This is a genomic window from Geomicrobium sp. JCM 19039, assembly GCF_000698145.1.
Lineage (GTDB): Bacteria > Bacillota > Bacilli > Bacillales > Marinococcaceae > Geomicrobium_A.
Genome location: NZ_BAXB01000030.1, coordinates 1 through 12056, shown reverse-complemented (window position 1 = coordinate 12056; position 12056 = coordinate 1). Strand labels below are relative to the sequence as shown.

11 protein-coding genes and 1 pseudogene are annotated in these 12056 nt (G+C 44.8%); 4 read left to right on the top strand and 8 right to left on the bottom strand.

Annotated elements, in window-relative coordinates:
* Nucleotides 1-179: 179 nt before the first annotated feature.
* Entirely contained in the window at nucleotides 180-1637 is a 1458-nt protein-coding gene (cls, locus tag JCM19039_RS19000; protein ID WP_042430212.1) for a cardiolipin synthase, read from the bottom strand.
* A 281-nt stretch (nucleotides 1638-1918) separates the two neighbouring features.
* On the opposite strand from cls, the gene JCM19039_RS18995 reads away from it, so the two are divergent.
* Nucleotides 1919-2581: a hypothetical protein gene (locus JCM19039_RS18995; RefSeq protein WP_152550284.1), complete on the top strand. Its 663-nt coding sequence runs from the start codon at nucleotides 1919-1921 to the stop codon at nucleotides 2579-2581.
* Here JCM19039_RS18995 and JCM19039_RS18990 read toward each other — a convergent pair.
* Complete coding sequence (locus JCM19039_RS18990; protein ID WP_081834629.1) at nucleotides 2573-3484, bottom strand: MsnO8 family LLM class oxidoreductase; 912 nt, start codon at nucleotides 3482-3484, stop codon at nucleotides 2573-2575. The genes JCM19039_RS18995 and JCM19039_RS18990 overlap by 9 nt on opposite strands.
* 115 nt (nucleotides 3485-3599) lie before the next feature.
* Nucleotides 3600-4951 (bottom strand): annotated as a pseudogene (locus JCM19039_RS18985) (catalase).
* Between the two features lie 78 nt (nucleotides 4952-5029).
* Here JCM19039_RS18985 and JCM19039_RS18980 point away from each other — a divergent pair.
* The 3 genes from JCM19039_RS18980 to JCM19039_RS18975 all read left to right on the top strand — a co-directional run bounded on the left by JCM19039_RS18980 (nucleotide 5030) and on the right by JCM19039_RS18975 (nucleotide 6847).
* Nucleotides 5030-5794 carry a metallophosphoesterase family protein gene (locus JCM19039_RS18980; RefSeq protein ID WP_052398951.1) on the top strand — a complete coding sequence of 255 codons (765 nt, stop codon included), beginning with the start codon at nucleotides 5030-5032 and terminating at the stop codon, nucleotides 5792-5794.
* A 278-nt stretch (nucleotides 5795-6072) separates the two neighbouring features.
* On the top strand, nucleotides 6073-6246 hold the full coding sequence (locus JCM19039_RS24615; protein WP_193744300.1) for a hypothetical protein: 174 nt from the start codon (nucleotides 6073-6075) through the stop codon (nucleotides 6244-6246).
* Nucleotides 6203-6847 carry a zeta toxin family protein gene (locus tag JCM19039_RS18975; protein WP_081834628.1) on the top strand — a complete coding sequence of 215 codons (645 nt, stop codon included), beginning with the start codon at nucleotides 6203-6205 and terminating at the stop codon, nucleotides 6845-6847. The genes JCM19039_RS24615 and JCM19039_RS18975 overlap by 44 nt, the downstream gene beginning before the upstream one ends.
* Before the next feature lie 394 nt (nucleotides 6848-7241).
* Here the strand turns inward: JCM19039_RS18975 and JCM19039_RS18970 are convergent, their stop codons facing one another.
* From JCM19039_RS18970 to JCM19039_RS18950, 5 genes are all read right to left on the bottom strand, one after another.
* Nucleotides 7242-8360 carry a hypothetical protein gene (locus JCM19039_RS18970; protein ID WP_042430206.1) on the bottom strand — a complete coding sequence of 373 codons (1119 nt, stop codon included), beginning with the start codon at nucleotides 8358-8360 and terminating at the stop codon, nucleotides 7242-7244.
* Between the two features lie 17 nt (nucleotides 8361-8377).
* Entirely contained in the window at nucleotides 8378-9613 is a 1236-nt protein-coding gene (locus tag JCM19039_RS18965; RefSeq protein WP_042430203.1) for an ABC transporter permease subunit, read from the bottom strand.
* Entirely contained in the window at nucleotides 9610-10476 is an 867-nt protein-coding gene (locus JCM19039_RS18960) for an ABC transporter ATP-binding protein (RefSeq protein ID WP_042430200.1), read from the bottom strand. Before JCM19039_RS18960 ends, JCM19039_RS18965 begins: the two co-directional genes overlap by 4 nt.
* A gap of 158 nt (nucleotides 10477-10634) precedes the next feature.
* Nucleotides 10635-11222: a hypothetical protein gene (locus JCM19039_RS18955; protein ID WP_042430197.1), complete on the bottom strand. Its 588-nt coding sequence runs from the start codon at nucleotides 11220-11222 to the stop codon at nucleotides 10635-10637.
* Nucleotides 11212-11775 (bottom strand): RNA polymerase sigma factor, encoded by a 564-nt coding sequence (locus JCM19039_RS18950; protein ID WP_193744299.1) that lies wholly within the window; start codon nucleotides 11773-11775, stop codon nucleotides 11212-11214. The genes JCM19039_RS18955 and JCM19039_RS18950 overlap by 11 nt, the downstream gene beginning before the upstream one ends.
* Nucleotides 11776-12056 lie beyond the last annotated feature (281 nt).

The window sequence follows — 12056 nt, the reverse complement described above, 5'->3', positions numbered from 1 at the left end:
ACACCCTAGTTTATGAGGATATATCGCTTTTCCTGCAATTTCCTCTAACTCGAGCACAGTTTCCACTTTTACAAGCCTACCACCGGTTTTTGAAGAGATTCTTTCGTTCAAGTTATATAGTAGAGGTTCGTAGAAGGTTATGGGACTTTTCAATGGTCTTGCGTTCGGTGTGCTTCGTTTTAAAGGATCGGAGATAATAACCGTGATACGGATTCTTTCGTTTTGATCCATAAGGAGCGCTCTGCATAGCGTTCTTCGGTGAGCAAGCTGCTGTCTTCCATATCAAGTAGGAAAAGTTCGTGAAGTTCTTTGGCGACTTCCTTATCATAAACAACCGCGTTCACTTCAAAGTTTAATTTGAAGCTCCTTGGGTCGATGTTCGTCGTACCGACAGAGGAGACCTCTTCATCCACAACAATCGTTTTCGCATGCATAAATCCTTTTTCATAAATCCAGATGTTGGCGCCGTATTTTAACAGCTCTCCTGCATGAGCGAGGGTTGCCCAATAGACGAACGGATGATCAGGTTTGTTCGGAATCATAATATGAACGTCAATGTTACTAAGAAGCGCGATCTTTAGGGCGTCCATAAAACTTGCATCGGGTATGAAGTAAGGTGTTTGAATCTTAATGGTGTTTCGAGCGCTCATAATAAGTTTGATGTACATATTTTTAATGTGCTCGGTTTCAGAGTTTGGTCCGCTATCAACAATTTGCACGGCGCTCGTTCCAGAATGTTCATAATCCCCAAACACAATGTTGGTAATGTCAATCTCATCTTGTTTGGTTGCTTGTTTCCAATCTAAAATAAAACGACCTTGAATATGATCGACAGCAGAACCGGTAATCTTAAAATGGGTATCTCGCCAGTAACCGAACTTCTTTTTTTTGCCTAAATATTCATTGCCGATATTGAAACCACCGATGTAGCCGATTTTCCCATCAATAATGCAAAGTTTACGGTGGTTTCGATTGTTAATTCTGGGGTTAATGATCTTTAAAAATGAAGGGAAGAAAGCTTCGGCTTCGCCGCCATGTTCGAGCAGTTCCTTAAAGAACGATTTACTCATCGTCCGTGAACCGATGGCATCATACAGTAGCCGCACTTTGACGCCTTCTTTTGCCTTTTCAACGAGCACGTCGCGGAGTTTACGACCAAGATCATCACGTTGAATAATGTAGTATTGGAGGTTAATTTCTCTTTTTGCTTCTCGAATGTCATCAAACAAGGTTCGAAACTTATCGGTCCCTTCGTGAAACAATTCGACGTTGTTATCCGACGTAATAATCGAAGTAGAAGATTGCAAGTTAATGAGCATAAGCTGTTCATACTTATGGTGAATGTCTCGGTCTAACAAAAACTCCTGATGGTCTTTTAGTTGCTCGACTTGCTCCTCTACGGCATTTCTCAAGTAGTTGCGCTCTTCCACCGAAAGGTTATAAAAATTTCGATGTTTTAAATGCCGACCGAATAGTAAATAGAGAATAAACCCACCGATTGGAATAAAAAATAAAATCATAAGCCATGCCCATGTTGCGCCAACGTCACGACGCTCCACAAACACTACGAAAAACGCCAATAAAATATTAATAATAAGTACAATCGAAATCAGTTGCGAAAAAAATTCATTAAACACTTGGCAAAATCCCTTTCCAAGCCAGAGTCTATCTTCATTGTAATGAATTCATCCTCAATTTGCCAACGGGAGGGAGCGGATGTTGTCGAAAAACAATAAATAATCTCTTATTTAGCGTCTGTTATAGAGATAATATAAGAGATATATTATATTGAAGAGGAGATATATGATTTATAAGCAAAAAATCCAGGGTTTCTGCCTGGATTCGTTTATGAATAGCGTGATGAATCGGGTGTGTTTGAATGATGAGCCATTCATTATCACTGGGAGGTGCCGAGCGAGTGGCTTTTGATAGGAGAATTATAAGGAAATTAGGGAAATGGTGTCAAAGTGTGCAGAACGAAGATGTCGAACGCTCAGACGATGAACAACGTGATGTGGAACATATGCTCCGACATTGCAAGTTGACTGACGAAGCGAAACAATACTACGAAATCATTCGCTTTAAACATGACATGATAAAAAACGATCTTCTCCGGAACACGCTCTTGAAAGAAAAACCACAAAGAGACGCAATGGAAGAGACAAGTGAAGCGCTTGATTTTTTGTATCATTATATGGAAGGCAACGTGAATTATGAGGAGAGAAACTATCATGCTTCCCTCCTGCATTATCAAACGGCAAAGTTATATATGAAGAACATTCGTGGAAAGAAGAGAGCGGCACTCTTTCTGCAATTGGGAGAAAATTTATTGCAGCTTGGTCAAGACAAGCTCGCCAAAACTCAGTTTAATGAAGCTTTACATATCTCTTTTGGCGCTTATGATCAACAAAACGAGTATAAACGCAGTCAAAACATGCTTGCTAGTATACAAGAGCCGAAAAGCAGCCCGCCTGTTTATGAATCATTGCTTAGTCGTTCCTTGAAAAAAGCGAGATCGACACACACGAGCAAGGAACCTTTCGCGTTTCGAGACGGTTACCGGTACTCACCTCTAAAATAAAGCAGAGATCCGTTCAAAAGAACGGGTCTTTTCTTTGATTGAATGGACATTGGTTAAAAGTAGCCAATGGTCGCTCCCGTATTTCTCGGTCAGTCGCTCTAGCTGTTCTTTCACTTCCTTTGGACCACCAATAATCATTCGGTGACGATTTTCGGCGATGCGCTGTTTCGATTTTGAGGATAACGGCGTATTTTTCACTTCTTCGACAGAAGGGATGCGACTGTCCAAACCACGCTCGACATTTAACAGCCACAAGTCTTGGCTTAAAGCAAGCTCTTCAGCATGTTCTCTGTCCTTTCCGCAAATGACAAAAATGGCAGTGAGTGCGGGTGCGTTGGAGGTGTTGTTCGTTCGGTAAATAGTGTGGGACGCTTGTCCTCTTCCAGGTTGAATAAAATGCCCGTACACATAGCCGACACCTAGCTCAGCCGCGAGCTTTGCGCTGTTCTCTCCAAGTCCTAAAGAATATAAGGCAGGTGCTTCACGAGTTCGTGGTGTAGCCCGAAATCGCTCCTCTCCTCTCAAGAAATTCCGCAACAACCGAAGCTTGTCGGGATACTCGTCCAACTGATTGTCTTTGCCATCGGCGAGCAGTTGGCGAATGGATTCCCCGCCTCCAGGTGAGCGGCCAACCCCACCTTCGACTCGGCCTGGAAACAGTGCCTCTAGTTGCAGAAGTTGTGCCGCGACTTTGTATGGACTGTATTGGGGGAGAAGAATGCCGCCACTTCCGACGTGTATTCGCTCGGTACGCGCAGCTGCGGCACTCATCATAATTTCCGGTGAACTTGAGGTCATGCCTCGGGTGGCGTGGTGCTCCGCAAACCAATAGCGCTCATACCCCAACTGTTCCGCATGGGCGACGAGTTCTAATGTTTTCGCAACCGTCTCTTCGGCGCTCATCCTTTCGGAGCGGGAATTTGATCTAGAATTCCTAAGTGCATCGTTATGACCCCCTCTCTCACAACTATCTTGTTCCCGAAAGAGAGGGTTTATGAAACGTCGCTCAGAAAAACGATTAGCGAAGCTGTGCGCGTATCGACTCGGCAAGTTCAGGTGACGCTTTTTCAAAAAGGTCAATCACACTACGGGCAGTGTTCGAGTGAATGGTTTTCAAATCAGCGGCTAAATTTTCAACCAAGTGTTGTTTGCCTGTTTGCGATAGATGGTCGTAATACGTCCCCGCTTGAGAGAAGTTATCCGGATCGGATATCTCTGAACGTTGAAGCTCTCCTTCAACATAACGGCCGTCTCCACTGGTCACGAGTTCATCTGGTGTCCAGTTTGCTTGATCATTCACACGTACACTTCGGAAGTCAGGGCCGATACGTCTGCGCTGTGAATCTGAATAAATATTCGCGCGTCCTTGCAACATTTTATCATCAGACAGTTCAGCCCCATCGATAAGGTTTGAAGGAGAAAATGCAATTTTTTCGACTTCTTCTTTAAAAGAACCTGGATTCGTGTCCAGCACCATTTTTCCAACGGGGATAAGCGGGAATACGTTTTCATCCCACACTTTCGTATCATCTAGTGGGTCAAACGATAATTGATGAACGTCGTCTGGATCAATTAGTTGTACGTAAAGCCCGTACTCTACCGGCTCTCCGGAAGCGATCGTATCGTACAAATCTCTTCCTGCATAATCGGGGTTTTGTGCACTGAGCTCAGCCGCTTCTTTCGCATTAATGTATTGCTCTCCAGCAAACGGAAGCCACTGGTACTTTACATACTTTCGCTTTCCCGCCCGATTTTTCCATACGTACGTATTCACACTATGCCCAGGAATATGACGCAAACTCTTCACCGTCCCACGATCGGAGTAGAGTTGTACGACAAAATGAAGCGACTCTGGAGCTCTCGCCACAAATTCCCAAAAACGATTCGGGTCCATCAAATTATTCGTAGGTGAAGGCAAAAACGCGCGGATGGCTTCGGGAAAGCGAATCGGGTCTCGAACCGAGAAGATGGGAGGTGATTGCATATGAGATCAAAGATGCCTTCATCCGTATAGAATTTCGTCGCAAATCCGCGCACATTTCGCGACGTGTCCGGTGTTCCTTGATTGCTAACCGCAAGAGAAAAGCGGACACTGACTGGCACTTGTTGTCCAGGCTCTTGCAGAAAGCATAACGCTGTATCATCAGCTTGGGAATAAAACGTTTCAAAGTATCCAAACGCGCCAAACCCTTTCACATGCACGGGACGATCAATGATTTTTTCGTGAACAAACGTTTCCATCGTTTCGTGAAGAACACTGTCTTGTTCGAGTACCGGTCCGTCGTTGCCGATCGTTTGTGAATGAAATTCCGCAGGTAAGTCGCTAGGATAAGAAACAGGAGCCTCTCGCTTTTGCTTGAGCCCACGCACGTGAATGCCGTCTGATCTAGAATATTTCACACCATCACTCCTATAACAATCAATGGTTATTCTTATGATGCAGGAGGCTTGATTTATGAACCCTCCCCTTTTTGCTATACTAAAAAGAAAAAGCGAGCTGATCAGATGGACCGGGCATTCATCATTGGAGACATCCATGGAAATTATGACGAGCTTTTGCAACTGTTAACACATTGGGACCCCGAAACCGAGACACTGATCTTTCTTGGCGACTACATCGACCGTGGGCCCGACTCCTTACAAGTCGTCCGCCACGTCATGCAACTTGTCGAAGAAGGAGCCATCGCCTTAAAAGGAAATCACGAAGAAATGATGATGGAATGGACGAGGGGTGAACATGAAGCAAGATACTTAAGAAATGGAGGAGAAGAGACGCTGCAATCTTTTATGACAGCTAGTCGTGGAGCAAATGACTTGAGTTTTGCGGAATTTCGCTCAGTGCTCTTAACCGAATTCTCTGAGGAAGTTACGTTTCTTAATGAACGCCCCCTCTATTATGAATGGAACCAATTCCTGTTCGTACACGCTGGCGTCGACTTGTTGAAAGAGAACTGGCGAGACGGGACAGACGACGATTTCTTGTGGATTCGTGAACCCTTTCATACAGGCTCGAATCAAACCGGAAAACAGATTGTTTTTGGCCATACCCCGGTAAAGATTTTAAACCGGGACAAAAGCTTCAACCCGTGGTTTTCCGAATGCGGAACGAAAATCGGCATCGACGGCGGTCTCGTATTCGGCGGGCAACTAAACGGCCTCAAAGTAGCTGCAGACGGGCGCACAGACTGGGTGAAAGTCGAAGCGAAATCGTGAAGAGGGTGCATCATTAACATACGTGTTCCCTATCAATCTAACTTATGGTGATTTTGTACAAGAAAGACCGCCATGAAATTATAGAAGACACTTTCGATCAAGCTTAATAAAAAAGGTGTACCGGTGAATTTCAGACATTTAACAGGACTGAGTATGAAAAATAGTGGGGCACGTTTAAACGTAAATCATATGAAAGATCCTTTTTTGGGCATAGTGGATGAATAAGTGAATTTTGCTATTGTATATATTTATGTACCGATAATTAGGAGGGTAAGAGAATGACATTTGATGTAGAACGGTTTCGCAAAATCGTGAGGATGACAGGTGAACGAGCAATGCTCGATGCCAAAATGAACAACACGTATATCGTCTATCAAGAAGGTAAATGGTTGGTTCGGGAATATCCTGATGGACGAATTGAAAAAGATTCAGATCCTGAGATTTTATCATGAGTCTAAGCCCCTTTATGTATGTTTTTGCAGGGAACAATGGTTCTGGAAAGAGCACTATTCGGGGATGTTTTATGACCATCTAGGGTCGGTGGTTAATATAGACCCGGATGCTCTAATTAAAAAACACGAGAAACGAACATCTAAAAACCCTACACTTAGTGCGGGTAAAGAAGCTTTAGCTATCGTAAACGAATGTATTGAATCCAAACAAGACTTCTCTATTGAAACAACATTAGCAAGCAAAGTATCGATACGACAAATAAAACAAGCCAAATCTCGAGGATATAAAATTGTAGTTATTTATGTAGGTACAACCCACGTTGCCATAAATTTAAGACGAATAGCCAAAAGAGTTGAAAACGGGGGACACGATATCCCAGAGCAGGATGTTGTACGCCGACATACGGTCAGTCGTGAGAACCTTATTGAACACTTTGATTTAATTGATACACTTATGATAGTGGATAATTCTGAGAAAGATGGGGAGCTGTTTGCGACAGTAGAAAATGGACACATACACAAACATATTAATACTACAGTGACTTGGGGCGATAATCTTCTAGAATATATTCGTCGAAAAATTAATAAAAGTGCTTTTTAAAGTAATTTGACTCAACAAAGATAGATAGAAAACTCATATCTACTTTGATTACCAAAGACTTAAAATTAGGTGCAGTTATTAGTTGTAGAACGTCCAGTTTAGATGTGAGATGTGCTAAATAGCCGGAAGTAACAATGTTTTAAGTAGATGCTTAAATATTCTTCAGAAAATGAAATATGAGCGGTAGAGGGCTTATCGATGATTCATTAAAGAGATCTAGATCGTTAAGGCCGCGATCTAGATCGCGGATCTCCTAAACCCCCCCAAAAAACCAGGCAACCATCGCCACCTGCGGTGCCGAAACCAATGAAAAGCGATCTAGATCACCAAACTCCTAAAAATCCCCATTCCCTAACCATCCGTACATCTAACATCTACGGGCGACATCAAACTTCTATACAATCTCCATCCGAGCCTCACGGCGTGTGCGGTACATGAATAGAATTGCTGCGAGTAGTAAAGCAGCACCGCTCACGAAAAATGGAAGTGTCGCGGCGTCGGTTACGATGAACAAAAAGCTTGTGATGTCTTGTAAGGCGAAGATAATAAACAGCAACGTACCTGGCACAAGCAGGCCGAGCAATGACAAGTAGCTGCCCGCAAACCTTGAGACGATACTTGTAACGATGACCATAAGCACGACGATGCTATAGACGATGGCACCGGAGACGAGCATGTATGCTTGAAAGGAAAGGCCATACCAGAAGAATGCTGGCGACATGAACGAGTTAATGCTCGCTTCCCAGAACAAGGTCGTGTCGTTTAGCACCACATACCCGGCAAATAAACTTCCGAGAATGAGTGTCGTGAGCAGTAGGCCGACAAATAGAGCCGCCCACAGTTTCAAGCTGAATACGCGTCTTCCTTTTTTTGTGACGTATTGAAGCGGCCGGACATGATGGTCTCGGTAGAAAGCGGGGCTAATGAACACGACAATCGCAACCAACACGAGCATGCTCCCGTTAAAGAGCAACGAATGAAAATTATCCATCACTTGTGCGGGTAAGATTGCCTGGTGTTCACCTCGTGCATTACCTTCAGTAATTCGTTCATTAGCCGCTGCTGTGTAGGAAGGATGTTCGGTGTCGGAGCGGTACTGGTCAAGGATACTCCGTTCCATCTGGATGAACCAAAACAACCCATCCGCACTGTCCATGAGCGTGTTACGGAGGTCTCTCATCTCTCGTTCGTCGATGGCGCTCGCAAACACCTCGTCGTACGTGCTAACGTTCAGAGCGTTTGCCTTAGGGTGATTGGCGATGAACGCGTCTGCCGCTACGAGCTGCTGTTCGTGATGCTCGGCAAATTCAGCCATGTTCGCATCGGTCACCTCGACCCCGTATTCGTGAACGAGATTCTCAGCCGTTTCGTAATAATACGCATCGCTACCGTTAGGGAAGTGTTGAAAATGGAATTCAATATTCATGACATAAAGTATAGCAGCGATTGGGAGAAAGAGAAGCCACATCCGCCATTGCAGCAGGCGTCGAACTTCTTTTATGAATAAACGCATCGTGTTCTTCCTTTCTGTTAATGAATCGATTGTTTAGAGAAGCATCGAAACGCGACAGTGACCATAATCGAGGCAATCGCACCCCAAACGAGCAGTGTAACGACCTCATGCATTTTCGCTGCAGTGAGTGGTGCAGTCGCAGTGAACCACATGTGCGGATTCATGATTAGCGTCGCAGGCGTATACATCCCGTAAAACAGGAAATTGGAACCGGCTGGGGCGAGCAAAGGGAGTAACACGAAGCCACCAGCGACGATCAAGACAACGAAAAAGACGGCATAACTGTTACGAATAAACACACTCGTAAAAAAGACCGTTTGCACGATGATAAAGAGCACCGTGTACGTGACGATTAATGCCCCGATCAGAAACGTCAACATCGTGAGCGGCCACCACGTCAAATACGGAAGAGGTCCATCCGTATTGAAATACGAGCTCACATACGTACTCCACATCCCAGAGAAGGAATAGGTGAGAAAGAAGACCGTTAAAGAAATAGCCAACACCGCCGTAATGATGAGAAAACTGCTGGCGTTCACCGCTAACCATTTCGTGAACAGCAAACGGCGACCCCGCGCAGTGCTATATACATGCTGTGCAGTGCCGTACGCGTGCTCATAATTCACACTATGAGCGGTGAGCAACGTGAGAATGATGGAAAGCCCAATTAACGAGTAACGAAAGACGTCTTCATAAAGGCTTGCGTGCGTTTGCTGACCGAGGTAAAAGATGGTTTTGTGTTCTTCTTCCTGGAGGAGTGTTTCGTAACGCTCACTGTATTCGGCGTACTGATTGTGCATCCACTTGGCTTGATTTCCTTCGAGTGCGTATTGATCAATCGCTTCTTCAGCGAGCCCGGTCATCGTTATTTGTTCATACCCCTCATCGATGAGGGGTGCTTCTTCGATATAGGCATCGCGAACGGCAAGCTCAATGAGGTCCAAAGCGTAGGGGGCGGTGATGTCGATGCCGTGAGCCAACTGATCGCTTGCTGAAGTGATTGCTTTGTTGTGCGTTTCATTAAAAGCCGCTAACCGCTCTTCATTGTCAGCGGCAACGTCAAACACCCAATTCTCATCGAGCGCATTCCCGTGGGTCTGCACAAGCGATGTGGTTGCGTTTCTTTCGGCGGCAGACGTGTCGTACCATGCCGAAGAAATGATGAGAACATTGAGTAGGATAAGCAGACCGGTAAGCGATAGAAGAACGGGTGAGCGCAACAATTTCCCCAGTTCATAACCGAACACACTCATTGCCGCTCATCCTGATACACCGTTAAGAACACATCCTCAAGACGAGGGGATACCATTTCCCAACCGGGTTCGGCACGGGAAGTTGTGTGAAAACGGGTGAGCACATGCTCTTGTTCCTGTCGTTCACCAAGAATCGCATACGTCTCCCGAAACCAATCCATCTCTTCATGGGCGACCAACGTTTCATATACTTGTCCTTGGATGCGACCGCAAAGCGTATGGATGGACTCTTTATAAAGAAGTTCCCGGTCTTTAATCATCACAATTTCATTAGCGATCGATTCCACGTCAGCGACGATGTGCGTACTTAAAATAATCGTGCGCTCTTTGGCGAGTCGGGACAATAAGTTGCGAAACCGAGCACGCTCTTTCGGATCCAGGCCGGCGGTCGGTTCATCAAGAATGAGCAATTGGGGGTCATTCAATAGCGCTTGGGCAATGCCGACCCGTTGAATCATGCCCCCGGAAAATTTCTTCATTTTTTTATGAGCCACTTCCGTGAGTGCAACCGTCTCTAACAGTTCCTCGACTTTAACTTTCGTTTTTTTACGGTCCAGCCCTTTTAAGGCGGCAATATAGTGCAAATAGCGCGTCGGTGTATCGTTTTTGTAGTAGCCAAACTGCTGGGGCAAATAACCGATCACATCGCGATACGTCGCGCCCATCCCATAAATGTCTTTACCGTCAAAACGGATGCTGCCACTCGTTGGGAACAATAACGTGGCCATCATTTTTATGAGCGTCGTTTTGCCGGCACCGTTTGGTGCAAGCAGTCCATACACACCCGTATCAAATTCCAGCGAAAGCTCCTTTAGTGCAGTAAATGAACCGTACTTCTTCGTCACGTTCTCAATCGTTAACAATTAGGCCTCACCCTTTTGTTTTGTATCGTCAAAAAGCTCCTGAATTTGTGAATAAAAATAATAAAAGCTAGTGATGGCAAGAACGGTATATACACCCGTAGGAACCAATTGGATAATGCCTTCGAGCGGCACGCCTGGCAACAAGTACAAGCCAACAGTCATGGCGATCCATAAAATTGGAAACCCCCAATGCCAAAGCCATTTTTCTGATTCGTCGTCATTAACGTCAAATAGATCGAGGCAAATAGAAACAAGCCACTGGAGGCGATGGCTAACCCTTGTAGTACGGGGATGTGTACACCAAGTTCATTAGCAAACACAACGAACAAGATAATGCCGATGAGAGAGAAAATCGCAATGACGAGTGTACGCAATGCAATGAGTTGCACGAGACTGAAACGCGTCGCTTGTTCCACTTCAACGCCAGGTTGCTCCATCTTTAAAGCGACGAACAAAAGCATATGGGCATAAAAGTAAAAAGGCGTACCCATAAACAGCAAACTAAAGGTAGGAAGGGTTTGCGTTGCGCTCGCTTCTTGCATAAAAGCAAACAATACAGCGACGAGCGGCATGAACAATAGGACAGATAAGACGAGAAACAGCGCTTCGCGAGCGTCATAGAACAGATGGCGAAACCCAATCATTTGATACAGCTTGAACAATCGCCGGTAAAATCGGTCATTGTCACTCATACCTTTTCTGACAATGGTTTGAATCTCCTCTTCGTTTCTGTGATCACTCATCATGACCATCTACCTCCCATGCGTCCCGGATTCGCTTAATGGTTGTATAATACTTCGTTTTAACCGTTGATTCTGGCATGTTCATTTTTTTTGCCAAGTCGACAAAACGTTCACCTTGTAGCAATTTACCTCGCACAATTTGCTGCTCAGACTCTTGGAATGTTTGCAAAAATTCAAGAATCCGATCGACCTCAAAGGAACGAAACAACTGTGCTGTGAAATCCTCACTTTGGCGATCGTCAACGTCAATCGCTCGTGTTTTCTTCGCCTGTTGATACGCTTTCGAGCGAAAATAATCAATCACTCGGTGGGAAGCAATTGTATAAAGCCACGTACGAAAGCTTGCCTTTTTTTCATCAAATGAACGGATCGATTCTAGCATATGGATAAAGATCTCTTGCGTAAGGTCTCGGGCAAGCTCCTCATCGGCAACCTTCAATTTTACATACCTGAGCAGATCCGTATAATACATCGAGACGAGCTCATTCGCCGCGTCATGATGCCCTTTTTTACGTATTCTCTTAATGAGCTTTCTTTCACGCGACAAACTTCTCACCCTACCTTTTGCTTCTCCTACTCTTATATTCGTAATCTAGCGACAAATTGTTTGCGTTGTTAATAAAAAATTTAATAAGTTGGGGGCGGGATCGGTCTATGAAATGGTGAAAATCTACAACTTGTTACAACAAGTTCCCACAGCGATTAGGTTGGAGTTTCAAGTTTTCGATGTTTTCTGAAGCTGGGCATAAAAAAGGGGCGGCCTATCCCTTTTTATGTGACCATTCACCCTACAAACCGGTCATTTTATGACGCCAAATGCCTCATATATTGATATTT

Bases quoted from the DNA above. Each gene is read 5' to 3' on its own strand.
- JCM19039_RS24615 (WP_193744300.1), top strand. From the start codon at position 6,073: ATGACATTTGATGTAGAACGGTTTCGCAAAATCGTGAGGATGACAGGT.
- JCM19039_RS18955 (WP_042430197.1), bottom strand. From the start codon at position 11,222: ATGATGAGTGATCACAGAAACGAAGAGGAGATTCAAACCATTGTCAGA.
- JCM19039_RS18970 (WP_042430206.1), bottom strand. From the start codon at position 8,360: ATGCGTTTATTCATAAAAGAAGTTCGACGCCTGCTGCAATGGCGGATG.
- JCM19039_RS18965 (WP_042430203.1), bottom strand. From the start codon at position 9,613: ATGAGTGTGTTCGGTTATGAACTGGGGAAATTGTTGCGCTCACCCGTT.
- JCM19039_RS18975 (WP_081834628.1), top strand. From the start codon at position 6,203: ATGGACGAATTGAAAAAGATTCAGATCCTGAGATTTTATCATGAGTCT.
- JCM19039_RS18990 (WP_081834629.1), bottom strand. From the start codon at position 3,484: ATGAGCGCCGAAGAGACGGTTGCGAAAACATTAGAACTCGTCGCCCAT.